The following is a 23,575-nucleotide window of genomic DNA, read 5'->3' as shown; positions in this document are numbered from 1 at the left end:
GGAATTGAGTGTGCCACAAGGAGATCCTAGTTTCCTGGACGCCTGCCTCGTTCATTTCCTGCTGTTTCATTTCATAGTCAACTGGGGACAGCATGCCATTGTTCGTGTGCTGGCGTGTCGGGTTGTAAAACATCTCGATGTAGTCGAACACATTCTGCCTTGCTGCATCACATGTGAGATACGTCTGCCGCCTGATCCGTTCCCGTTTCAGCAGTTGCAGAGGCATTCTTCTAAACCATCAAGGCAGAGCTGATCTGGCGTCGTTCGTGGGAAACACGAAGACAGGCTGAGATCACCATCTTCCAATCTCATGGTTTGCAAGCAAACCACTACCGTGCAGCGAAATACATCAATGGGTTCTATAACCCACTTCGCCGTCATTCAGCACTGGGTTGGAAAAGCCCCGTCGCTTCGAAAGGAAAGTGGCCGAAACGAGCACTTGGGGCGGCACTAAAGCGCAACAGGTCCACTCAACCATGCTGGAGGTTATATTGAGGTGCTGCCAGTGTGTGTTTTCCATCGAAGGGTCCTAAGCTGGCCTAGACACTAAAGGCTAGATCTGCAAAATGTTGGCGCACTGAATTTTCCTTGATTTGGAGAAAAGGGCACTAACGGTGAGGTTTGAAAACGGTGTCTAGCATTTGGCGCGCCTTTGTAAAAAAGCGAATTCATTGGGTTAAGTCCAAATTTCTTCGCCAAGCGTATTCGTTGCGGGGGGGGGGCAAAATGAGTGTAGCGCTTGCGGTCGCAAAGCTACTCCACGATGTGGTGGACAGGCCATTTTCTGCTACTTTGCTTTTGAGCTGTCTCTACGTGCTAAATAGGCGCCTGGAACTTGAAAAGCTTGCCCAAGACATCATCAAAATGGACCGATACCCAGTGGCCAATTTCCGGTTGCGAAATATGTTGCTGAAGACTGCGTGGTTGTTACAAAATGATGAGTTGCTGGACGTGGTACTTGGTATTGAGCAATCACAGGAACGCTACTTTCCCCAAAATATTAAATTTATTGCAGAACGAAAAAATGCGCATCCACTGATGCAAGCTGCTTCGCGTCAGATATGCGCTAGACTTAAGAATGATATAGCTAGCGTCTCTCAAGTCGCGTCTCAAGAGAGTGTTGTGAGGGCGATAGAATGCATGGATGCATTCGAAGATTTTAGTATCAAACAAGATTTTTTGAAACCGCTAGCAAGCCATGCTGTGGTCTGCCGGTATTTGGCGCGCCAGTCAGCCCACAACGCGAATTGGGGTGAGGCTGAGTTTTGGTTTGAAAAGGCAATGGAATACGCACCTCACGATCCACGCAATTATTTGGATTTGGGGGAGCTGGCCTTACGGCACGCAGATGCGAAAGCAAAAATTGAGCGGCTCTTGTGTTTGCGCTTACGTGCTGGCTCGCGTCCCCTAGGGTATGACGTGCTGCAAGGATTAGCTTACATTTTGCAGGGCGACTATCGATCTTATCTAGAGTCGCGTGACGACCAATCGGGCAATGCTGCAGCTAGACAGGAATATGGCGCTGCGGTTAGAAGAAGCATGGGACGTGCTGCGCAGCCCTTCTCCGAGCAGGAAAATTCAGCGTTTGTTATTGGGCGTGATGGCGTGTCAGATGAAGTGCGGTGGTCATATTACTACTCGAAGCTTCTTAGGTATTATCGCCATGTTGGGATTTCTTGTGATCCGCGTCTGCTTGGCCTTTTCCGACGTAGTTTTCCTAAAGTAGATTTCTATCCGGTAAAGCGAAACTGGGGGCACACTCAGTCAAGAGATTTTCAGAACTTGCGAGATAAAGTTCCGAATTTGGAACTCGCAGCGCGATTGGATAATGCTGCGTTCGATGCTTCAAAAAAGGCAGATGAGGTGATGTTTATTGAGGATGTTCCAGTGCGAGATTGGAAAACTCGTGATTTGAAGTCTCCGCCATGCGGGGGTAGGAGCGTTGGATCTAGCTTAATTCCCGAAGTTGAGCGCGCTGAGTTTTGGTTGAAGTATTTGGACCGTAACTCAAGGGGAAAGCTGAAGGTTGGACTTATTTGGCGTTCTGGTATGATTAATGAGAGCCGCCGTCGCCATTATATGGCTTTGAAGGAATTTGCCCCCCTAGCCGGCTTACCTATCTCGGTTTACTCCATTCAGCATCAATCTACGGTTGCGGAGCGCCTAGAGGGGGAAGCACTTGGGTTTCACTTTCTTGATGAGAAAATTGATTTTTATAATGATTTTGAGGCGGTGGCTGCCCTAACAGCAGGTTTGGACCTGGTGATTGGCATTTCCTCATTACCATATGAGTTGGCAGCGGCCGTTGGCACTGAATGTTGGTTATGTGCGATATCGCCTGAGGGAAAATGGCTGAGGTTGGGGGCATCTGAGGGCAACGCAGACCGCCTAACGCTCAATGGTAAAATTATATACCCGCGCCATGCTGCTGGATATTTAGAACCGGCCCCTGATCGATCGAGTAAACTTATTCAGCAAGTTATAAAACTATTGCAAGACCGACTGGGGGAGCAATGCTCATAGACTATACTAACCGTCTGAATGCATTGGAGGACACTCTTTCGACGTTGGCCGATTTCCATAGTCAGCCCAGCATGCATCTCCTTCAAGAGCAACTTATTCAGAAGCGTAGGGCCCTTGGGGTAATGTTGAGGCTGGTCTCGGCCTTAAGGAAGACACGCATTGGGGTGATTGCGTTGATTTGGATGGCGATTTGGATTTACCCTAAGGCTTGGTTTTCACGCGGAAAACCAAAGCAAGTCTATATTGTTTCGTTAACAGAAAACAACAAATCTGCTTTGCAACGCGTCACCGTGTTGTTTGAGGAGCGCATTGCGATAAACTGCTTGTGTGCAACGCTCCTTCAGCGACTGCGCTCAATGTGTATGAAAAGGAGAGAGGTTGATCTGCTACTTAAATCGGGTAGCAAAGAGGACTTTCTATTTTTGCACCAGATCGCAGGAGTGGCTTGCGCGATTTTATTCACCGAAGATTGGAGGCAAAGTCGCCCGCAACTGGTGATGGCTGCGAACGATCACTCACCTGCTACGGTGTCCTTGTTCGCTCTGGCAAGGGCTTATCAATTGCGCAGCTGTTATGTTCAACATGGTAGTGTGACTGAGAGTTTTCCGCCGTTACGCTATGATCTCTCGGTCTTATACAATGAACGTTCAATCGCCTTGTATAGCGCATCCGCTAACCGTTGCAGGTTGCCAGAAATGGAACGCAGTAAGATTTTTTTACTTCCACCACAGTCGGCGCCGTTTTGCAAAATCGCTCCGCCGTCGTCCCCTTTTACAGTTTATATTGCGCTATCGTTTTTTCCTAACTTGACTGTTTTGGACAGCATGTTGGCAGACTTGGTTTCACAGCCACAGGTGTCGAGTGTAACACTTTGTCCGCACCCAAGGTGCCAATTGAATCTTGCTCAGTTTGCTAATCGTGATGGGGTGGATGTGTCCCCTAAGGGATTGCGTGTTAAAGATGTGGTAAACCAGGGTGATGTTTGCATCGTGAGTAATTCTGGTGTGGCATTGGAATTGTTAAGAGCCGGGTGCCCAACATTTTTTTGGGATCAGGGGGATCTCAGTACGAGGGATTATTACGGATTCGTAGCAGAAAAGATCCTACCCGTTTTTGATATGGAATGGCTGGCAGACCCGAAGAGCGCAGTCGCATTTTTTGATGTGAACTGGGTGTCGAGGATGGCAAGCTTTGATTCTGCAGTTGAAACTGACCCGACTGTATTAGAGTTGAATTTGAGGCAAGCTTTAGCGGAGTTTGAAATTGGGTAATTGGTCGAAAAATCTCTAAATATTTGAAGTTTTTCGTAGGTATAGGTCGTAGTGTTGCCTCAATGCTGCCGCCAATCAAGCAAGGGATAGAGGTGTCATGATGGAGTACCAAAACTCTATCGGATGTGACTATGCCTCGTTTAGCTCCCACGTTTGTTCTTAATCGAAAATATGCCGGTGACGATGATCGATCACGCTACACTGATTTGCTTTTCCATAACGGAGTTTTGTATGCAACCAACGGATACGATGGCAATGTCGAGGCTTGGAGCGTAACGGGGGGGGGACTGTCTAGGTTCAGTTCTGCATCACACCCCCGAACTGCGGCCGCGGGTGTTGTCGCTAGGTTATCTGCTGTAGAATTCGGTGGGTCCGACTATTTAATTTCCGGCGGTGGGGGCACAGGGGTGCTGACTGCGTTTGGAGTTGGTAGCAATGGTGCAATCACAGGAAGCAATGAAATTGGCACCTATTCTGTCTGGGCCGGAGACATGGGTGGTATGGTTTCTCATGTGCTGAATAGCGGGGATGTGGCTGTATATGGGGCGCTGACGAACGGGAACGGTATTGGCCAGATCAGGTTTAGTTCATCTGGAACGGTAGAACATGCTTGGAAGGTGACCGACACTGCATCAATATCCACTCAGGCAGGCGTTGATTTGGCGGCCGCTGTTATTGCGGGTAGTCAATTTGTGTTTTCCGCCGGAACAACAGATGTTGGCCTGACATCTTGGAGCGTGCAAAATGATGGTTCTCTACAGGCGGTTGCAACATTGTCGGCATCAGAAAACCTCTGGGTTTCTGCGCCTACGTGCCTAGAAGTGAGCGTCGTCGATGGTAGGACGTTCCTAATTATGGCCGCAGCAGGAACCAACTCTTTGACCGTGGTTGAAGTTAATGTTTTGGGAGGGATGAGGGTTGTAGATCATGTATTGGACAACCTGAATACTCGTTTTAACAATGTGCAGGCGATGGATACCGTTAGGTTCGGCGAGTTGACCTATGTGGTTGCAGGGGGGAGCGATGGTGGGGTCACGGTTTTCCTGTTACTTCCTGATGGACACCTGATTGAACAAGGTACAATGGTAGACACCGCGCAATCTAGCCTGGCAAATGTAAGCGCTATCGAAGCGCAAGCAACCGGAAGTGGGTTGGCTATATTTGTCACCAGCGCATCCGAAATAGGAGTGACGCGCCTTCAGTACGACTTAGGTGCTGCGGGCAGTGTCTACTCTGGTTCGGATGGCTCAGATGTTTTGACTGGTGGCAACCAAACAGACATCTTAGATGGGGGGGATGGAAGCGATGTTCTGAGCGGCGGTGGAGGGAATGACGTACTTTCAGACGGAGCAGGCAATGATACGCTGACTGGTGGATCAGGGGCCGACACGTTTGTGTTCTCAAGAGACGGAGACACTGATACGATCATAGATTTTGATCCCCTAAACGACCGAATTGACTTGTCTCAGTGGTACGGTTTGCGTGGAGCCAGTCAACTCGAGATCGCGACTTTGGCTGATGGTTTTCAGTTGGTGTTTGGAGATGAGACTTTGCTTGTACGATCCTCCAACTGGGGCAGTAACACCATAAGCACATTGCCTGAGACGGCGCTGATCGGCGTTGATCGAATATCCATGGTGCCAGAGCCTATTCCAAACAACTCGACACCAGATGTTAGCCCATATCAGGAATCGGGTACTCCCAATGATGATCGAATGATTGCCCCCAATCGGAACAGTATTCTGCGGGGACGTGCCGGGGATGATCAGATTGTAGGCGGCAATGGCACCGACGAGCTATATGGCGGCGATGGTAATGACACTCTGATTAGTGGGGGGGGGATGGGAAATATCATTTATGGTGATGCTGGGAATGACACAATTTATGTCGGAGCAATTTGGGACTTGGATTTGTAAGACGGGGCGTTCAATTTGCGGTGTGGGCATTTCACTGTGTGTTTTTTACTAAATCTGCAACAGTTTATGCTAATCATTCAACCTTCTGCTCCAAAAGCTTGATAGCTTGATGGGGCTCGGCAACACATATCCATGTTGAACACTTATTAATCGGGCGCAATTACATGAGCTTTGCTGCAGACCACAAGATCAAACCAGTCATTGAGACGAGCGATGCGAAAGCGAATGCCGACACTATGGCAATGTTGTCTGTGGGGGAAGAGTTCCATGGGACCTTGTCATCAACTAACGACCGGGACTGGGTCAAGATACAGTTAGAAGCCAATCAGACTTATGTTTTTTCCGCATGGGGAACTGGTGGCAGCGCAGGGGTTCGTGATACATCTCTGAGAATACTAAATGCAAATGCAATCGAGCTTATCCAAAATGATGATGTCAACGTAGCCGACGGCAATCTGTTCTCTCAGATTTCGTACACTCCAAGTTCCAGCGGTACTTATTTTTTGGAACTACGGGCCGCTAGTGGGTCCGGGAAGTACATTTTAGAAGCGGCCACAGACGTATTCACGGTGGATCAGGTTGTAAATCAGTTGGCCGAGCATGGTTGGGGGTACTCAACCCCATTAGCGTTCACCACAAATGCATTGACTGTTAACTTGTCTGGTTTGACTGGTGAGGGCAAACAATTAGCCCGATGGGCTTTGGAAGCGTGGAAAGATGTGTCGGCGCTTACCTTCACCGAAACCACAGGTAGCGCTAAGATTACGTTTGATGATTCAGCTTCTGGGGCATTCGCTGGCCCATCTGGTTTTGTTCCAGCGACAGGGGCTATTCTGACATCAACCGTGAATATAAGTACCCAATGGCTGCAACAATATGGAACGTCCATTGGGTCATACTCTTTTTTAACATATTTACATGAAATTGGGCATGCTCTTGGGTTGATGCACAGCGGTTCATACAATGGTTCTGCAACCTATGGGGTAAGTAACCATTTCCTCAATGATAGCTATCAAATGACCATAATGTCCTACTTTAATGCTGAGACGAACACCAATGTGATCGGAAGCGATTATAATCCAGTCTCGCCGATGATCGCCGATATCGCCGCTATTTGGCAGCTATATGGCGCGCCGAGGGACGTGAATCCCGGGAACACCGTATGGGGCGTTTCGAACAATGTAAGCGGCCTTTTGGGGAGTGTCATGGGATTTTTGTTCGATGGTGACGCAAACCCTGATGGAAAATTCAGTACACTTGATAAGATGGGGCTGAGTGTAGTGGATAGTGCGGGCGTCGATACACTTGATCTGTCCAACGTACCAACGGCCCAGCGTGTGGATATGCGACAGGGCGGCATTAGTGACGTCGGTGGCGGCCGTGGCAATATGGTTGTGGCATTGGGGACCGTTCTGGAAAACTATAAAGGTGGATCTGCTCAGGATCATGTCATCGCAAACGCTGCGCGCAACACCGTTTATGGTGGTGATGGCAATGATACGATATTTGGCGGTGCTGGAAACGATTACATATATGGAGAGAATGGTGCGGACAGTGTCCTAGGGGATGCTGGCAATGACTACATTGATGGCGGCTCCAGCGATGACACACTTTATGGCGGATCTGGTGATGACACGCTGCACGCTGGAAGTGGTAACGATAGTTTCTGGGGCGGGGCGGGGAATGATTACATGTCCGCCAGCACGGGTAATGATTACTTAGACGCAGGATCCGAAAATGACACACTTCATGGAGGTTCTGGACGCGACACAATGCATGGCGGCGCTGGTAATGATTTGTTCTATGGCGGAGATGGCAATGACTACATGTCAGGTAGCTATGGGAATGACACCCTTGATGGCGGAGCGGGTAATGACACATTCCATGGTGGAAGTGGCGATGACGTTTTCTATGTAAATTCACGGAGTGATATAGTTTATGAGAATTCGGGTGGCGGTATGGACCTGATTTGCAGTACGTTCAGCATGACCTTGACCCAGTATGTAAATATTGAAAACGCTACTCTTTTGGGGGCTTCGGGACTTTCCCTCACGGGTAACGCAGGCTCAAATGTGCTTCGAGGGAATTCTGGAAATAACTATTTTGTTGGAAATGGTGGGAATGACAGAATTTATGGTGATCTGGGCGCGGACACCCTGCATGGCGGGAGCGGTCACGATCGGCTCTTCGGTGAGGATGGCAATGATTACCTGTCAGGAAGTACTGGAAACGACTATATTGAGGGGGGTGCACATAACGACACCCTGTACGGTGGAGCGGGCAAAGATACACTGTCTGGTGGGACCGGAAATGATTGGTTTTACGCCGGGGATGGTAACGATTACCTCTCAGCGAGCTCGGGTGATGACTACATGGTTGCAGGTGGAGGTGTCGATACTCTCTATGGCGGCTCCGGGAATGATACACTGCATGCAGGCAGTGGCAATGATCGTGCTTTCGGGCATGGCGGGCATGATTATATCTCTGGGAGCATTGGTAACGATTACATAGAGGGTGGGTCTGAGAATGACACCCTGCATGGTGGAGCAGGTAACGATACGCTGTCTGGTGGGACCGGAAATGATTGGCTTTACGCTGGCAGTGACAACGATTACCTGCTGGGGCAGTCTGGCGATGATTACATCGTTGGGGATAGTGGTGTAGACACCCTGTACGGCAACTCTGGAAACGACACTCTGCATGCAGGCAGTGGCAATGATCGTGCTTTCGGGCATGACGGGCATGATTATATCTCTGGGAGCACTGGTAACGATTACATAGAGGGTGGGTCAGGAAATGATACGCTCAACGGAGGGGCTGGTAACGACACTTTGAGTGGCGGTGAAGGGCGTGATCGGTTGATTGGTGGAAGTGGCAATGAGTATTTGTCCGGGAATTCGGGTGATGACACCCTAGATGGTGGAGCTGGATCGGATTCAATGTCTGGCGGGACTGGCAATGATCACTACTACGTAAATTCGACAAGTGACCGAATTTACGAAGCGAGCAACGGCGGGCAAGACAAAGCCAATAGCTATATTAGCTTTAACGTGGCTCTCCACTCCAACCTAGAAGACGCAACCTTACTCGGGACGGCAAACCTGAATCTCTATGGCAGCGTAGGTGCCAATACTTTGCATGGGAATAGTGGCAATAACTACATTGCAGGGAATGGTGGCGCAGATCAAATATTTGGGGCCTTGGGTAACGATGCACTTCATGGCGGAAGCGGAAATGACAGGCTTTTTGGTGAAACTGGGGCGGACTATCTATCTGGTAGTTTTGGCAATGACTACATTGATGGCGGCTCCAGCGATGACACACTTTATGGCGGATCTGGTGATGACACGCTGCACGCTGGAAGTGGTAACGATAGTTTCTGGGGCGGGGCGGGGAATGATTACATGTCCGCCAGCACGGGTAATGATTACTTAGACGCAGGATCCGAAAATGACACACTTCATGGAGGTTCTGGACGCGACACAATGCATGGCGGCGCTGGTAATGATTTGTTCTATGGCGGAGATGGCAATGACTACATGTCAGGTAGCTATGGGAATGACACCCTTGATGGCGGAGCGGGTAATGACACATTCCATGGTGGAAGTGGCGATGATCAGTTTGTGTTTCTCAGGGGCAATCAGCAAGCCGTCATCCGTGACTTTGAAGACAATCAAGACCAATTGCTACTGGCAGGATTTGGCTTTGCGAATGCCGCAGCTGCACTGACGAGTGCCACACAAAATGGTAGTTCCGTTGTATTTTACTTTGCAAGTGGTGATCAGTTGACAGTGTTGAACTCGAATACCCTAGCACTAGCGGACGATATACTAGTATAGCTCTGTTTGAATGGTGATTTCGGAGAGAGGTTGGGCCCAGCGTGTATCCCGCTTGTCAACATATCCCGTCCTTGTGAACTCCATTACCTCTAAGTCGTAATGTTGCGTATTCTGAGACGTAGATTGATCGATAACATTAGCACCAAATCGTTTGTGCCAATTCAAGACACCTTGATTGCTAAGCAAAACTTCACAGGTCAGTTGATCGAGCTTCAATGTATCGAATGCATATGAAAGCCCCGCCAACTCGGTCATTTTCCAGAACTGCAACATTGGCCCCATTTCTTCCGGGGCATGAGGCGTGAAATAAAATGCCCACCAGGCGGTCTTTTCTTGTTGAATATCAAAGAAAATCTGTACGGCTTTGACAAGGCCATCTTGCTCCAGCAACATCATGCTGAAACTCGGATCTTGCATTTTTCGCGCCCACCATTTTTGGTGTTCTTCGCCGGAGATTTCGTGCTGAGTGAGCATCGCATTTCGCACTTTTTCAGCATTCCGCCATGCATGCACATCCCAAATGTCGTTGTCAGTAGCTTTACGAAATAAGAAATTTTTCATGAGGCTGCTCCATCAAAAGTATCTGAACAGCCGCGGATTTCTGCTTTTGGAAGCCGACCATGTACCGCGAATGTGTGCCCGTTACGGCCACATGGGCAATCGTCTACTCCGGTTATTTGCCCCAGGTCTTCTGTCAAAAGTGAGTGTCCGGGATAGCTGTGGGGCAGACACGAAAGGACTTGGATCAAGCCTTCTTCGCCGTGATCCGCAACACTCCAATCTTGTGCTCGTCTGATGATAACGTCAGCGAACGACGGAGCGTGAAGGCGGCCTGCTTCGCATTCTACAAAAATAGAGCCAACCTGTTCGACCATGCCGTAAAAGTTGTGGATTTTTGAAATCCCCGTCACAGCTTTTGTTCGTTGCTTAAAAGCGTCATTGTCAACGGCTTCACTCAACAGCTTTTTCCAGCCACCAGAATGAACCAGAATTCCGTTTGGAATATTGACCGTTCGTCCGCTTTCTTCGAGCGCGCGCACAAAGTATTTCCAAGCCATGAATGTAAACCCAAACAGGAAAACTGGCCCATCGCCAAACTCTTCAAGGAACGGATCTATAGCGTCCCAATTCGGCTGCATTGTTTCATCGTGCAGGGCATAGCAATGCTTTCGTCCAAAATTGGCCATACCAAGGATACCCGCGCCACGGGCGGAAAAGTTCAAACGGTCTTTGACGACGGATGGGTGATCCAGAACCAGCATTGGCATGCGTTGCTTGCCTAGGAAGCTTTGCATGATTTGAACCATAGCTTTGGTCTGATATCCTGCGGTTCTGCGGTCCAGGGAAATGCGCGACACCTGCTGACCTGTGGTGCCAGATGACGCCAGCATTTTGAATCTGTCTTCAGGTGAAATCGATTCAAGAAGATGTGATTTAAAAAGGCGAACTGGCAAAAACGGAAGGTCAGCCAGTTTTTCAACGCTATTTGGGGCGTTTTTAGTTGCGGTAATTGCAGAATAAGCAGAGCAATGCGCGCGATGATGGGCTTCCAGCTCATTCAAGGCAGCAAGCAGCGTCTTTTCCTTTTCACTTTGCTTAAATGCATAGACCGGTTGGGTGAAAAGGGTTTCTAGCTGATCAGACATTATCAAATCTCTTCCTGCGCCAAAAGTTGCAGTGCCGCATAGTCAATTTTTTCATTTGACCTTCGTGGAAAGGCTTCGATATGCACCACCTTAAGGGACCGTGTTGGAAACGAAAACAAGCCGATGGCGGTGCTGCGGATGATGTCGGTATCGCTTTGCTCAGTGAACACCACAAGCGTGTCATCTTCACCAGAGCAGCAAACAGGAAAACCCAGTTCCCCTAGCTTGATTTCAACGTCCGAGAGGCTCACACGGTTGCCTTGCAACTTAATAAACCGGTTCTTTCGACCAATGATCCGAAATAGTCCCAACTCGGGTTCTTCGACCAGATCACCAGTCATCAGTTTTCCAGCCATTTGGTCGCCTTTGGAAAGGTCATCGGCAGTCTCGGCATAGCCCATCATAATTGAGGGGCTGTTGACAACCAAATTTCCCTCGCTTGAGCGCTCTAACGACACGCCAGGAATGGCATAACCAATACAGTCAAAATGTGATGCCATTTTATCAAAAGGTAACCAGCTAATCCGTGGCCCGGCCTCAGTTTGGCCGTACATAATGTGGAACTTCCACCCTTTTTCTGTGGCAATGGTATGCATCGCTTCAGCGTCTTTTCGTTCCAAACGACCGCCGGCTTGTGTGAGAGTACGTAAGTTCGGCAGAGATTTTCGCCCCAGTCGCATTCTTAGAAGCATTTCAAAGTGAAACGGAACGCCTGCAACGCTCGTTGCATGTTCGAAACGTTCCCAGAACTGTTTTTGCATAACGGAATGTTCTGTCAGCAATAGCGTTGCACCAACAGCCATATGGCTGTGGAGAACGGACAGCCCAAACGAGTACTCAAACGGAAGGTGGGCGAGGGGCTTTTCGTCAGGTGTTAGATTAAGATAGCTGGCAATTGAAAGTGCGTTTTCCGCCAATTGCTTTGCCGTAAAGCGGACCAGTTTGGGGGAGCCGGTTGAGCCGGATGTAGACAAGCAAACTGAGAGATCAGGATGTAAATCAGGGGCCGTTACATCAGTGCGCAGCTCCACAATGGCGTCTTCTGGGCCTGGTTGGACGATTGCGCCAATTTGGTATAATTGCGTCAAGCTATCCAGCGTTGATTTGGCAATCTTGGATGACAACAACAACACGGTGTGGCCCGCCGCCTGCAACCCAATATATGCACCCAACATCGGCACGGTGTTGGCACAAAGCAATGCAACAATCTGCCGGCCGGGCACCTGTGCGGCCCAACGGTCTCTAAGAGCATCCAAGTCGCCGTAGCAGAGCCGAGCACCTGTATCGTCTTGCGCTAGTATTGCCTCAGGCGACACATTCTTTGGTCGTAATTCACAAAGCATAGCTTCCTCAGATTTGCATGGCGCCGTCGATGCCGAGCACCTGCCCTGTCACATAAGCCGCTGCGGGGCTTGCTAAGAAGAGCGCCGCGTTTGCGACATCCTCAATTGTGCCAAAGCGGCCCAGGCCAATCTCTGCAAGCGCGTGTTCGCGGGCATCACCAGAAATATCCGAGGTTAAGTCGGTTTCAATAAACCCGGGTGCCAGTGCGTTGACGCGGATGTTGTGGGGGGCAAGCTCTTTTGCCAAAGCATGGGTTAATCCGATCATACCAGCTTTGGTTGCGCAATAGGCAGAATGTCCCGGAGCGCCAATGCGCCCCATAATTGAGGCCATATTCAAAATGACGCCGTGCTTTTTGCCGACCATTAAGCGACCCGCAAGTTGGGCGCAAAGGAATGCGCCTTTCAAGTTCGTGTCCAGCATCATATCCAGATCCGCTTCTGACGACATTGCAAGCATCGCTGGGCGCATAACCCCCGCGTTGTTGACAAGCACATCAAGCCGTCCGGCCTCTTTGCGGATGGTCATTATAGCAGCTTTGACCGATGCGGCGTCGCTAACGTCTAATGTAATGGCGCGCGCATTTGGAAGTTCTTCTGCAAGCGCTTCTACATCCGCAATATTGCGACTAGACAACCAAACATGAGCGCCGGCTTCTGCGTAAAGGCGTGCAATTCCAGCTCCGATTCCACGACTGGCACCCGTCACGAGCGCCACTTGGTCCGTTAATTGAAAGCGATCAGAAATTAACGTCATATCGTCCCAGGATTTCCTTAGCCTTCCCAACGCTAGACATGTCAATGATATCATCGGTGTCGAGCATAATGTCGAAAACCTCTTCCAATGCGGCGACCAATGTCATGTGCGCAACAGAATCCCACTCTTTGATGGTGTTGTATTGCAACTCATCCGTCACAGTAATTGCTTCGATTTGCAGAGCCTCAACAAAGGCCCCAACTAGCTTTTCATTGTTATCAGTTGACATATTCATTCCCATGACAATGGCTTTCAGATGGACATAAAACCATCCAACGTATTCTGCAAGAGAAGCTTTGTGACGCTATGATTACTGCTGCATTGGCGCTACGATCCGCTACCAGAGTTGTCTGTCACACCAAAACCTCCTGCGGATCCTGCTTACCAACCCCAAACACGCGCTTATAACGCGCAATCTCATCCGAAGGGCCCATGGCTTTGTTGGGGTTGTCTGACAGTTTGACGGTGGGATTCCCGTCGGCAGAAATGGCTTTGCAGACCAGCGAGAATGGCGCCAGCGCATCATTTGGCACAAGCCCTTTGAAATCATTGGTCAACATGGTACCCCAGCCAAAGCTGACTTTGACGCGGTCGGCAAACTGTTGATGAAGCTCAATGATTTTGTCAGCATCAAGACCGTCCGAAAAAATCACCATCTTGTCGCGCGGATCTTCGCCCCGGTCTTTCCACCACTGAATGGCCGTCTCGGCGCCCGTCGCGGGATCACCGCTGTCGATGCGCATCCCGGTCCAACCGGCCAGCCAATCGGGCGCGCCGTCCAGAAACCCGCTGGTGCCATAGGTGTCAGGCAGGATGATGCGCAGGTTGCCGTCGTGTTCTTCCTGCCAGTCCGCCAACACATCATAAGGGGCTTGTCGCAGGGCTGTGTCGCCCTTGGCCAAAGCGGCATAGACCATCGGCAATTCATGCGCGTTTGTGCCGATCGCCTCAATGTCGCGTTTCATCGCAATGCGGCAGTTTGAGGTGCCGACAAAGGCGTCGCCCAGCCCTTCAATCATGGCCTGTACGGACCAGTCTTGCCACAAAAACGAATGCCGTCGACGGGTGCCAAAGTCAGCCAGTTTCAGCCCGTCTAACTTGCGCAGTTTCTCGATTTTTTCCCAAGTGCGGGTCATGGCCCGGGCATATAGCACCTGCAGTTCAAACCGCCCCATATCGCGCAAAACGGCGCGTCCCCGCAGTTCCATCAGCACAGCCAGCGCCGGAATTTCCCACATCATCACTTCGGGCCACGACCCTTCAAAGGTCAGCTCATACTGATCCCCGACACGTTCCAGATGATAGGGTGGAAGACGCAGATTTTCGAACCACTCCATGAAATCAGATCGGAACATCTGGCGTTTGCCATAAAACGTATTGCCGCGCAGCCATGTGCTTTCGCCCCGCGACAGGCTGAGTGTGCGGATGTGATCCAGCTGTTCGCGCAGCTCGCCTTCGTCGATCAGGTCGGCAAGGGGCACATGTTTTGATCGGTTGATCAGGCTGAATGTCACCTGCGTGTCGCGTTTGTTGCGAAATACCGATTGGCACATCAAAAGCTTGTAGAAATCCGTGTCGATCAATGACCGCACGATGGGGTCGATTTTCCAGTTGTGATCAAAAACACGGGTTGCAATATCAACCATCGGGGCCATCCATTTCTATGAAATCTTGTTAGAGCATGGCGGGATGTGCTTGTATAGGCTTGGGTGCATCCGGATCAGACCAGCGTGACGCCTGCGGCCTTCATCTGATCCAGAGCGACCTGCAACGATCCGTCCAGATCAATGGCGCGGCACAGGGTCGTGTCAACGGTGACGTCAAAGCCAAGGGTCGCGCCGTCGATGGCGGAATAGGCAACGCAGAAATCGGTGGCCAGCCCCACAAGGGTTAGATGGGTGACACCCCTTGTGCGCAAATAGCCCTCGAGCCCGGTTGGTGTGATGCGGTCATTTTCGAAAAACGCGGAATAACTGTCGATCTGGGGGCGGAAGCCTTTGCGGATCACAAGATCTCCCGGCGTGGTGTTCAGATCAGGGTGGAATGCGGCGCCATTGGATCCTTGCTCGCAGTGATCTGGCCACAGAACTTGTGTGCCGTAAGGCATTTCGGTGGTCTCAAACGGAGCTTTTCCTGTGTGCGATGTGGCAAACGAGCTGTGCCCTACCGGATGCCAGTCTTGGGTGAACACTTTGACAGGATACTCCGCCAATGCGGCGTTGATTGGGGCGATAATTGCATCGCCATCGGCGACGGCCAGCGCGCCACCGGGGCAGAAATCGTTTTGAACATCAATGACAATCAGGGCGTGGGTGGCGTCGCGCATCTTTGGCTCCATCTTTTTTATATGGGTAAGTTGCGTGAACACGAGGGTCAAGCTTTTGGGTCCGTTACCAAATGGCTGTCTGTGCATATGACTTGGTGATGCAGACCGTGTGCCGGAAACGAAAATGGCGTTGGCCGCTAAGTGCGGCGAACGCCATTCGGGTTTTTGAAACTGGGATTGCGCAAGTTAGTTCAGCGAATTCACATCTGATGCTATGCCAGCCAATCGAGACAAGACGGTCAGGGCCGTGGTGGCCGATGCGATCGAGGTTTCGGTCACAAGAACGGTGTCTTTGGGGTGGATTGCAAACTCGCCCGCGCTGAACAGCCCATCTGCTGAGGCCAAATCAAAGACAAAAACCGAACGTTCATTTGAAGGGCCGCTTCCATCTTGGCGAACATGCGCGGCATCGTAGTCCCGCAACACCATAATCCCTTTCAGGTTGGCGCGTTTTTCTGATAAGCCGCCAATCATTGACATTGCATCCAATGCGCTGATCTCGTCTTTGCTAAACGGTATGATGGCTTCTTTTGCTGCGGCACCAAGCGACCGGAAGTAGCGCTTATCTGTTTCGACGGACAATTTATCCCCGCCGCGCAGCACAGTATCAAGGTCTGGGTTCTCTAAAAGTGCAGACATGGACTTGGTGTAGACTTTGCCTGCTCGAATTAAGCGCAGCTGTGGGTTTTCAATCCGCGCATTTGCCCCGCCTGCTGTGGCCACGGCGTTCAGCACAGTGAAATGTGAGGAGTCGACTGGATAGCTGCCGGGGCGCAAAACGCCTGAAACAACGGATACGGAGCCTTTGGCCCCTTTGGTTACGGCAAGCTGAACCTGAGCCGAGGGCACTACCTCGGACATCTTGCGTTGAATGCGATTGCGCGCGCTGGTTTCGGATAGACCCGCCACCTGAACTGCACCTGCAAAAGGCAAAAAGACTGTTCCGCCAGTGGAGACTTTCAGAGATTTCATTTGGGTGGCGCGGTTTCCGCGACCAGACAAAAGAGAGGCCTCTTCGCTGTCCCAGATCACAATGGAGATTTCGTCCCCAGCGGAAATGGCATTTTCAGGGCCTTGGTGTTTGTGCCGCAACCAGCCGTGGTTTTTGACCCCACCCGTCATTGGCCAAGCTTGATATTCTGGCAAAGTGCTGCGATCAACTTGATACAAAGCGATCTGTGGAGTTGGGGCGTTTGCTGCCGCTACAATTTCCGACTGCAATGCGGCCCCGCGTGGAAGATTGCATGCTGATAGAAGTGCAATCGCACCGACTGACAAAACTAGACGCAACATACATTGCTTCCTTTTTCCACCCTGCTGTGGTGCCAACTTAGAAGCATCATGTGTGACGCTCAACAGGAGAACTGCAGTTTAAATAATTGGACGTATAAGTGCCACATATAATTAAAGCATCAATTCGCGGTGTGCGGCTATCGCGGCTTTAACATCTTCAAAATATATCATTTTACCTTTTTCGAGTATCGCCGCATGATCGCAGACGTCCTGGATAATTCCCATATCATGCGAAACCATGATTGCACCACTGCTTTTCATGCGGTCGACAAGCACCTCGCGGCTTTTACGCCGAAACGCTGCGTCGCCAACGGATGTCACCTCATCTACCAAATAAGTGTCGAACTGGATGCCCATGGATATACCAAAAGCCAAACGTGATCGCATGCCTGATGAGTAGCTGCGAACGGGGAGGTGAAAGTGCTGCCCGAGTTCTGCAAAATCTTGAACGTATTCGCGCAGCTCTTGGGTATCTACGCCATAGATTCTTGCAATAAAACTTGCGTTTTGAGATCCGGTTAGGTCGCCATGAAACGAGCCTGCAAAGCCCACCGGCCAAGACATGCTTCCGGTGATTTTGATTTCGCCACTAGAGGGCCACACGGTGCCTGCGATCATACGCAAGAGACTGGATTTCCCCGCGCCGTTTCGACCAAGCAATGCAACTGTTTTTCCTGAGGGAAAGACTGCATTGATACTATCGGCAACTATCGTGCGTGAGCCGCGCAAGTAGAAGTATTTTGTTAAGTTGACGAGTTCAATCACGGCGTGTCACCTGCGGTCGCGGATTGAGTAGTAGATCATTACAGAAATCGCCCAAGCTGCAAAAAGAAAACCCGCGAGAGTGGCCAATGCGATTACGCGGCGTGGGTACTCAGCGGTTTCCGCAAGCGTAGGTTCGATATAAGCGGCCAGATATCGTGATTTTCGGGCTGCATCAGCTACGGCGGTGTCTAGTGAGCTGAGGGCAGAGAGGTAGGACGTTTCAGCAAATTGTCGATCAACTGACAGTCTTTCATATTCACCGACCAAAGTAGCGTAGGCGCCAGAAGTATCACCCTCTGCGGAACTAAAGCGTTCACGTTCGGAGTCCAAGCGTTTCTGGATAACGCTAACCCGGCGTTCGACTTGTTTGACGCGAGGGTCCCCTGTTCCCGCAGTTTGAAATAGCAAATCAAGCTCGATTTGCGCGGTGGCCAATTGTTCCTGCAGCGAATTGAGAACCCCCATACGGCCCACGATATCCACTTGTGGGTCAACAATCTGTGTACTGAGACGGAACCTTTGGATGGCTTCGCGTGACCTCTTCATTCTATCCTTTGCGAGCTGCAGCTCTTCACGGGCATAGCGCGTTGCATCGTTACGAGCTGTAGTCGACAGGTCGTTGATCATCCGCACGCTTTCGTCATAGATGGCTTGGCCGATCATTTGTGCATCTTTGGGGTCGTACGCGGTGACGCGGACTTCGATTAGCCCTGTTGATTTACTGTAATAGATATTCACAATACGAGACCAGTATTTCACCAACTGCTCAATAGAAGCATCATTCGAGAGGCTAAAGAAAGGGTCGGAGGGCTGGTAGTATTTGCTTCGTAGATCCAGCGCCGCATCCACATTTTGAACCAAGCGTTGACTTTGCATAAATTCGAACAGGATGTCAGTGTCTGAACCCGTATTACCTGTAAGCTGTGTAATCCCGCCAAGAAGGTCAATCGGTGATCTAGTTTCCTGTGATTGGACAGAAAACCCCATTGTTGAGGCGTATTGATCTTTCGCGAAGACAAAAAGATAGACTGCTGCAGCGATGGTTGGAACTAATACTGAAAGATAAAAGGCATAGATTACCCGACGATGGCGCGGTTTCATTTTAGCAGCCGAAGCTGGTTTTGGTTTTTGTGGCGCAGCGGTCGTGTTGTTAGATGCAGCTGCCGCAGGCGCTTTACCGTCTTTCATCTTTTTACCCTTTTGTGTAAATGCCAATTAAAAAGCAATTACGTCTGTCCGCGAGTGCCTTATGGACCCACTCGCTCTTATCTGTTATTGGACGTGCAGTATCAACGGGTAAATACTTATGTCGAACCCCCAACCAGCCTCTGCGTCATCTTACCGTGGTCTCAGGGCAATTTCAGCCCTGATGCTCAGAGAGATGTCGTCGACCTACGGCAACTCCATCATGGGATATTTTTGGGCGCTGGCTGAACCGGTAGGCGGCGTTGCAATCCTAACCTTTGTTTTCTCGCTTGCTTTGCGCGCGCCCGGCTTGGGTGATAGCTTTGCACTCTTTTACGCTTCGGGTTTTTTGCCCTTTTCAGCCTTTATGGATCTTTCCCGAAAAACCGCGACATCGATTCGATTTTCCAAGAGTTTGCTTTATTATCCGCGGGTGACTTTTGTCGACGCACTTATTGCGCGTGTAGTTCTTAATTCACTGACGCAACTAATGATTGGTGCGATTTTTTTGGCTTGCATCCTTCCCTTTAGTCGTACTCACATCTTTTTAAATGCGCCTGTTTTGTTTTGGTCTTACGTAATGGCGATCAGTTTGGCTGTTGGCGTTGGCACCATTAACTGCTATCTGTTTTGGCGGTTTCCCGCATGGGAACGAATTTGGTCTGTTATTACGCGTCCACTTTTTATCGGATCCGCTATATTCTTCACCTTTGAGAGTGTTCCAGAGGCCGTAAAAGGATATCTGTGGCTAAACCCGCTAGTCCATGTGGTGGGGCAGGCGCGGGATGGAATTTATGTGCTTTATGAACCCTCGTATATTTCTCAAAGCTATGTATTTGGGATATCGGCATTTTTGGGGGTTTTGGGGATGCTGCTGCTGTGGGGGAATAGCAAAGAAATCTTAAATGGATAGGTTTGGTGATGCGCCGGCTGAAGTGGCACTGTTAGCCGATTATAAAAATGAGGTCGCCGCCCGCACAGCCTTCTCCGTATAGGCGTAGATCGCTTCCCCACCCACTTCATACCGCGGCACGGCCCAGCCCATCGACGCAAAGCGGCGGATCATGATGAACATTGGCAACAGCTCTTCGGCCTCATCGGAAAACGCCCGCAATTCGCGATAGCCTTTGATGGCGGCGGCTTGGATTTCGGCGGCGGCGGGTTCGCGCTCATTCTGGGTCATCATGACGGCAAGGTCATAAAGGCGAAAGCCAAAACCTGCGTCGTCAAAGTCAATCAAGGTGATCGCGCCATCTTTGATGAACACATTTTCGCGCAGGGCATCGGCGTGGATCAGGCCAAAATCAGCACCGTTTTCGACGTAAGCCTGTACCCGGTCATGGGCCACAGCGCGGGCGCGGTTGATCAGCGCGCGTTCTTCGGCATTCAGCGCCGGGCACTCCCAAAATCGCCCCCAAAACGGCGTGTCGCCCAGCAGACCATCCAAATCCCAGCGGTGGCGGGTGAAATCCGCAGGCAAGGTCAGCGTGTCGGTGATATTGTGCAGCCGCGCCAGTTCACGCCCCAGCTTGTGATAGATCGAAATCTGTTCCGCAACCGGCATCTCAAACGGCACATCGCCATCCCCAATGGGGGCGCCTTCGACCCAAGTGACAACCGTCGCCAGACGCCCCGATGAGAGCGTGACAACGGTGCTGTCGTCCTGTGCGGGCAGGGGGGCGGGCACGTCCATTCCGGCGTCTGACAGACCGGCCATCCAGATCAGTTCCGACCGGATTTCCGCCTTCGTCATGTAACCCGGTCGGTGCAGGCGCAATGCAGCGCGTGCGCCCTTGATCTTGATCTCATGCACCTGATTTTCGCGATCTTTGATCATGCGAATATGCTGGGCACCCCATGCGGTCAGCGCGTCTTTCAGCTCAGTCATACGGGCAGGTCCTTTAGAACGGATGCCAGTGTTTCCACAAGGAAATCAGCCTGTTCGCGGGAAAAACACATCGGCGGGCGGATTTTGATCGCGTGATACTCTCGCCCCATTGAATGCAGCAAAACACCGCGATTGCGCATCTCTTCCACCACCTGTTTGGTGAAGTTGGCGGCGGGGGTCACGGTGCCTTCTTGCGTGAATTCCATGCCCAAAAACATGCCGGACCCGCGCACATCCGCAATCATCGGATGGTCGATCTGGCGCATCAGGTTAAGCGTGTAGTCGCCGGTGTCGCGGGCGTTTTCCACCAGGTTTTCATCTTCAAGCACATCCAGCACCGCATTGGCGGCGGCGGCGGAAACCGCGTTGCCGCCGAAGGTGTTGAAATAGCCAAAAGCGTTGCGAAATTCAGCCAAAATCTCGGGCCGAGCCACCACGCCCGCCACCGGATGACCGTTGCCCATTGGCTTGCCCATGGTCACAATATCCGGCACCAGACCGATGCGTTCATGCCCCCAGAAATCATGGCCAGTGCGGCCAAAACCGGGCTGCACTTCGTCGGCGATGATCACGCCGCCCGCGCGCTTGACCACAGCGACTGTGGGATCAAGGAAGCCTTTCGGCAGGGTGGGGCAGCCTTCGTTGGCGAAAAACGGATCAAGAATGAGCGCGGAAAAGCCGTGACCTGCGGCCTCAAGTTCATCAATGGCGGTTTGCACCCCGTCGGCAAACGCCTGTGCGTGGCGGTCATGTGATCCGCCCAGCGGGCGCACACTGTCAGGGGCGGGAACCTTTTTCACAAAATCCGCGTGGCCGCCGATGGGTGTTTTCTTGGCCGACAGATGTGACACCAGATCGGTGTTGCCGTGATAGGTGTTGTCGGTGCCAATGATGCCGATCTTGCCGGTGACCGCGCGCGCCATACGCAGGGCGATATCATTGGCCTCGGACCCGGTGCAGACCATGATCATCGCGGACAGATCGTGACGCATGGTGGCGGTCAGACGGTCGGCGTAATCCAGAATGCCTTCGTGCAAATAGCGCGTGTGGGTGTTTAAGGTCAGCGCCTGATTGGTGATCGCCTCAACCACTTTGGGATGGGCGTGCCCCACATGCGGCACGTTGTTGTAACAGTCCAAAAGACGGTTGCCGTCGGCGTCCCACACCCAAGCGCCCTGGCCTTTCACCAAATGCACGGGGTTTTCGTAGAAGGTGGTCATGTTTGGGCCAAGCAGTCGTTCGCGGCGGGCGAGAATGGCGGGGGTATCTGACATTAGTCCTCCTGCACGCGGCCGCGCAGGGATTTCACCTGCCCGCGTTTGGTTTTGGTATCTAAGCGGCGTTTTTTGGACCCCAAGGTGGGGCGTGTGGCGATGCGGCGTTTGGGGGCAACCAGTGCTTTGCGGATCATTTCGGCCAGCCGTTCGGCGGCGATCTCGCGGTTGCGGGCTTGTGATCTGGTGTCTTCGACGCGCAGAAGAATGGCCCCTTCTAGGGTCCATTTTCGCCCGGCAATGCGACGCAGACGGGTTTTAACGGCTTGGGTCAGGGCGGGGCTGCGCGCGGCCTCGAACCGCAATTCGACTGCGGTCGAGACCTTGTTGACGTTCTGCCCGCCGGGACCGGAGGAGCGTGAAAAGCTTTCGCTCAACTCCCAGTCTTGCAGGATGATATCGTCGGTCACGCGGATCATGGGCGCACCCTAGCGGATTGGATCCAAAATGGAAGCCCGAATGGGGGGCAAGCGGCGTGTTGATACAATAAATGCGGCGGGGCCATTTGACTTGGGAGCAGCGATGGATGTGTGGTTCCTAGAAAACTAGAAAACTAGAAAACTAGAAAACTAGAAAACTAGAAAACTAGTTTTCTAGTATTGCGCCAAACAGCAAAAAGGGCCGCCCGCGTTGGACGACCCTTTCGAGATTTTCGGAGGTGAGGCCGGTTAGCACGGTTGCCCGCATCATCAAGCGCCCGTCAATTCAGACCCACAACACCACCGGGGGCTGCCCCGGAAGCGCGCGACCTAAGCTGTCTCGACACCCCGCTCCATAGTATCTCTGGACATGGACACCTCCTTTCTCAATGTTGCTATACAAGGATGGTGACACATATCTGGTGTATGTCAAACTTTTTTACGCAACACTTGGTGAAAGCTTTGTGACCAAAACCCGGAACGGGATCAACGCAATGAGAGCAAGCGTGAGTTTGACCATCCAGTCAGCGATCGCCAAAGACACCCACAACGGGGCCGCAGGACCCATGCCAAGCAGGGGCAAAACCTCGCCGGCCCAGCTGACATCATTGGCAGGTTCAAGGAAGGTCAGCGCGCCGGAGAACGCAATCGTAAAGAACAATAGGGTGTCAACCGAGCTGCCCACCAAGGTCGACACAACCGGTGCGCGCCACCATGTGCCCGCCCGCAGGCGATCAAAAATGGCAACGTCCAAAAGCTGTGCCGTCAAGAAGGCTGTGCCCGACCCAATGGCGATGCGCAGGGTCACAAGTGGGCCGAACTCGCCGATGATTTGTGTGCCGATGAACGAGCAGATCACGCCCACGACAAACCCCGCAAAGACAACTTTGCGCGCAGGGCCCGCGCCGTAAACGCGGTTCATGACATCGGTGACAAGGAAAGCGATGGGATAGGTGAAGGCGCCCCAGGTGAGCCATGAGCCCAGCAAGTATTGCACCAGAATGTTTGATGCCACCACAACGGCGGCCATGGCGAGAACGCCAGGAAGGAGTTTGGTCATTTATCTGATCCGTTTTATCAAGGTCGCGGAGACTTGGCCTCTCAGGATTGAGAAGCAGGGCGGGCATAGC

The 23,575-nt window shown here is 51.6% G+C and carries 19 protein-coding genes and 2 pseudogenes; 6 read left to right on the top strand and 15 right to left on the bottom strand.

Going from position 1 to position 23,575, the window contains the following annotated elements; all coding sequences use genetic code 11:
* Positions 1–55: 55 nt before the first annotated feature.
* A pseudogene (locus KKW20_RS10330) lies at positions 56–217 on the bottom strand (IS3 family transposase); the annotation flags it as partial.
* 17 nt (positions 218–234) lie between these two features.
* On the opposite strand from KKW20_RS10330, the pseudogene KKW20_RS10325 reads away from it, so the two are divergent.
* From KKW20_RS10325 to KKW20_RS10305, 5 genes and pseudogenes are all read left to right on the top strand, one after another.
* Positions 235–428, top strand: a pseudogene (locus KKW20_RS10325) (hypothetical protein); the annotation flags it as partial.
* A 298-nt stretch (positions 429–726) separates the two neighbouring features.
* A complete protein-coding gene (locus KKW20_RS10320; RefSeq protein WP_214567799.1) occupies positions 727–2,523 on the top strand; it encodes a hypothetical protein in 1,797 nt (598 codons plus the stop codon).
* Between the two features lie 71 nt (positions 2,524–2,594).
* The gene (locus KKW20_RS10315) at positions 2,595–3,794 is read left to right on the top strand and encodes a hypothetical protein (protein WP_214567798.1); all 1,200 of its coding nucleotides are present in this window, start codon (positions 2,595–2,597) and stop codon (positions 3,792–3,794) included.
* A 131-nt stretch (positions 3,795–3,925) separates the two neighbouring features.
* On the top strand, positions 3,926–5,710 hold the full coding sequence (locus tag KKW20_RS10310) for a calcium-binding protein (RefSeq protein ID WP_214567797.1): 1,785 nt from the start codon (positions 3,926–3,928) through the stop codon (positions 5,708–5,710).
* A gap of 164 nt (positions 5,711–5,874) precedes the next feature.
* Complete coding sequence (locus tag KKW20_RS10305; protein WP_214567796.1) at positions 5,875–9,549, top strand: M10 family metallopeptidase; 3,675 nt, start codon at positions 5,875–5,877, stop codon at positions 9,547–9,549.
* On the opposite strand, the gene KKW20_RS10300 is transcribed toward KKW20_RS10305, so the two are convergent.
* The 10 genes from KKW20_RS10300 to KKW20_RS10255 all read right to left on the bottom strand — a co-directional run bounded on the left by KKW20_RS10300 (position 9,541) and on the right by KKW20_RS10255 (position 18,867).
* Positions 9,541–10,110, bottom strand: a complete 570-nt coding sequence (locus KKW20_RS10300; RefSeq protein WP_214567795.1) for a hypothetical protein — start codon at positions 10,108–10,110, stop codon at positions 9,541–9,543. The genes KKW20_RS10305 and KKW20_RS10300 overlap by 9 nt on opposite strands.
* A complete protein-coding gene (locus tag KKW20_RS10295; protein ID WP_214567794.1) occupies positions 10,107–11,195 on the bottom strand; it encodes a LuxE/PaaK family acyltransferase in 1,089 nt (362 codons plus the stop codon). Before KKW20_RS10295 ends, KKW20_RS10300 begins: the two co-directional genes overlap by 4 nt.
* Positions 11,196–11,197: 2 nt before the next feature.
* Positions 11,198–12,451 carry an AMP-binding protein gene (locus KKW20_RS10290; RefSeq protein WP_214567793.1) on the bottom strand — a complete coding sequence of 418 codons (1,254 nt, stop codon included), beginning with the start codon at positions 12,449–12,451 and terminating at the stop codon, positions 11,198–11,200.
* 94 nt (positions 12,452–12,545) lie between these two features.
* Positions 12,546–13,295 (bottom strand): SDR family NAD(P)-dependent oxidoreductase, encoded by a 750-nt coding sequence (locus KKW20_RS10285; protein WP_214567792.1) that lies wholly within the window; start codon positions 13,293–13,295, stop codon positions 12,546–12,548.
* Positions 13,279–13,524 (bottom strand): acyl carrier protein, encoded by a 246-nt coding sequence (locus KKW20_RS10280; protein ID WP_214567791.1) that lies wholly within the window; start codon positions 13,522–13,524, stop codon positions 13,279–13,281. Before KKW20_RS10280 ends, KKW20_RS10285 begins: the two co-directional genes overlap by 17 nt.
* 124 nt (positions 13,525–13,648) lie before the next feature.
* A complete protein-coding gene (gene pncB / locus KKW20_RS10275) occupies positions 13,649–14,941 on the bottom strand; it encodes a nicotinate phosphoribosyltransferase (RefSeq protein ID WP_214567790.1) in 1,293 nt (430 codons plus the stop codon).
* Positions 14,942–15,015: 74 nt separating this feature from the next.
* The gene (gene pncA, locus KKW20_RS10270) at positions 15,016–15,621 is read right to left on the bottom strand and encodes a bifunctional nicotinamidase/pyrazinamidase (RefSeq protein ID WP_214567789.1); all 606 of its coding nucleotides are present in this window, start codon (positions 15,619–15,621) and stop codon (positions 15,016–15,018) included.
* A 186-nt stretch (positions 15,622–15,807) separates the two neighbouring features.
* Complete coding sequence (locus tag KKW20_RS10265; protein ID WP_214567788.1) at positions 15,808–16,914, bottom strand: polysaccharide biosynthesis/export family protein; 1,107 nt, start codon at positions 16,912–16,914, stop codon at positions 15,808–15,810.
* A gap of 111 nt (positions 16,915–17,025) precedes the next feature.
* Entirely contained in the window at positions 17,026–17,679 is a 654-nt protein-coding gene (locus KKW20_RS10260; protein ID WP_214567787.1) for an ABC transporter ATP-binding protein, read from the bottom strand.
* A 6-nt stretch (positions 17,680–17,685) separates the two neighbouring features.
* Positions 17,686–18,867: a KpsE/RkpR family capsule polysaccharide export protein gene (locus tag KKW20_RS10255; RefSeq protein ID WP_246534550.1), complete on the bottom strand. Its 1,182-nt coding sequence runs from the start codon at positions 18,865–18,867 to the stop codon at positions 17,686–17,688.
* A gap of 118 nt (positions 18,868–18,985) precedes the next feature.
* On the opposite strand from KKW20_RS10255, the gene KKW20_RS10250 reads away from it, so the two are divergent.
* Positions 18,986–19,777 (top strand): ABC transporter permease, encoded by a 792-nt coding sequence (locus KKW20_RS10250; protein ID WP_214567786.1) that lies wholly within the window; start codon positions 18,986–18,988, stop codon positions 19,775–19,777.
* A 39-nt stretch (positions 19,778–19,816) separates the two neighbouring features.
* Here KKW20_RS10250 and KKW20_RS10245 read toward each other — a convergent pair whose 3' ends face one another.
* From KKW20_RS10245 to KKW20_RS10230, 4 genes are all read right to left on the bottom strand, one after another.
* Positions 19,817–20,752 (bottom strand): phosphotransferase enzyme family protein, encoded by a 936-nt coding sequence (locus KKW20_RS10245; protein WP_214567785.1) that lies wholly within the window; start codon positions 20,750–20,752, stop codon positions 19,817–19,819.
* A complete protein-coding gene (locus tag KKW20_RS10240; RefSeq protein ID WP_214567784.1) occupies positions 20,749–22,026 on the bottom strand; it encodes an aspartate aminotransferase family protein in 1,278 nt (425 codons plus the stop codon). The genes KKW20_RS10245 and KKW20_RS10240 overlap by 4 nt, the downstream gene beginning before the upstream one ends.
* Entirely contained in the window at positions 22,026–22,445 is a 420-nt protein-coding gene (arfB, locus tag KKW20_RS10235) for an alternative ribosome rescue aminoacyl-tRNA hydrolase ArfB (RefSeq protein WP_214567783.1), read from the bottom strand. Before arfB ends, KKW20_RS10240 begins: the two co-directional genes overlap by 1 nt.
* A gap of 439 nt (positions 22,446–22,884) precedes the next feature.
* Positions 22,885–23,505 (bottom strand): queuosine precursor transporter, encoded by a 621-nt coding sequence (locus tag KKW20_RS10230; RefSeq protein WP_214567782.1) that lies wholly within the window; start codon positions 23,503–23,505, stop codon positions 22,885–22,887.
* Positions 23,506–23,575 lie beyond the last annotated feature (70 nt).

This window comes from Aliiroseovarius lamellibrachiae (assembly GCF_018599245.1).
GTDB classification, from domain to species: Bacteria; Pseudomonadota; Alphaproteobacteria; order Rhodobacterales; family Rhodobacteraceae; genus Aliiroseovarius; species Aliiroseovarius lamellibrachiae.
The sequence above is the reverse complement of the archived record's forward strand: the minus strand, read 5'-3'. Positions and strand labels throughout refer to the sequence as shown.

Excerpts from the sequence above, each read along its gene's own strand:
- KKW20_RS10320 (WP_214567799.1), top strand. The coding sequence starts at position 727 with ATGAGTGTAGCGCTTGCGGTCGCAAAGCTACTCCACGATGTGGTGGAC.
- KKW20_RS10315 (WP_214567798.1), top strand. The coding sequence starts at position 2,595 with ATGCATCTCCTTCAAGAGCAACTTATTCAGAAGCGTAGGGCCCTTGGG.
- KKW20_RS10310 (WP_214567797.1), top strand. The coding sequence starts at position 3,926 with ATGCCTCGTTTAGCTCCCACGTTTGTTCTTAATCGAAAATATGCCGGT.
- KKW20_RS10305 (WP_214567796.1), top strand. The coding sequence starts at position 5,875 with ATGAGCTTTGCTGCAGACCACAAGATCAAACCAGTCATTGAGACGAGC.
- KKW20_RS10300 (WP_214567795.1), bottom strand. The coding sequence starts at position 10,110 with ATGAAAAATTTCTTATTTCGTAAAGCTACTGACAACGACATTTGGGAT.
- KKW20_RS10295 (WP_214567794.1), bottom strand. The coding sequence starts at position 11,195 with ATGTCTGATCAGCTAGAAACCCTTTTCACCCAACCGGTCTATGCATTT.
- KKW20_RS10285 (WP_214567792.1), bottom strand. The coding sequence starts at position 13,295 with ATGACGTTAATTTCTGATCGCTTTCAATTAACGGACCAAGTGGCGCTC.
- KKW20_RS10280 (WP_214567791.1), bottom strand. The coding sequence starts at position 13,524 with ATGTCAACTGATAACAATGAAAAGCTAGTTGGGGCCTTTGTTGAGGCT.
- pncB (WP_214567790.1), bottom strand. The coding sequence starts at position 14,941 with ATGGTTGATATTGCAACCCGTGTTTTTGATCACAACTGGAAAATCGAC.
- pncA (WP_214567789.1), bottom strand. The coding sequence starts at position 15,621 with ATGCGCGACGCCACCCACGCCCTGATTGTCATTGATGTTCAAAACGAT.
- KKW20_RS10265 (WP_214567788.1), bottom strand. The coding sequence starts at position 16,914 with ATGTTGCGTCTAGTTTTGTCAGTCGGTGCGATTGCACTTCTATCAGCA.
- KKW20_RS10255 (WP_246534550.1), bottom strand. The coding sequence starts at position 18,867 with ATGAAAGACGGTAAAGCGCCTGCGGCAGCTGCATCTAACAACACGACC.
- KKW20_RS10250 (WP_214567786.1), top strand. The coding sequence starts at position 18,986 with ATGTCGAACCCCCAACCAGCCTCTGCGTCATCTTACCGTGGTCTCAGG.
- KKW20_RS10245 (WP_214567785.1), bottom strand. The coding sequence starts at position 20,752 with ATGACTGAGCTGAAAGACGCGCTGACCGCATGGGGTGCCCAGCATATT.
- KKW20_RS10240 (WP_214567784.1), bottom strand. The coding sequence starts at position 22,026 with ATGTCAGATACCCCCGCCATTCTCGCCCGCCGCGAACGACTGCTTGGC.
- arfB (WP_214567783.1), bottom strand. The coding sequence starts at position 22,445 with ATGATCCGCGTGACCGACGATATCATCCTGCAAGACTGGGAGTTGAGC.
- KKW20_RS10230 (WP_214567782.1), bottom strand. The coding sequence starts at position 23,505 with ATGACCAAACTCCTTCCTGGCGTTCTCGCCATGGCCGCCGTTGTGGTG.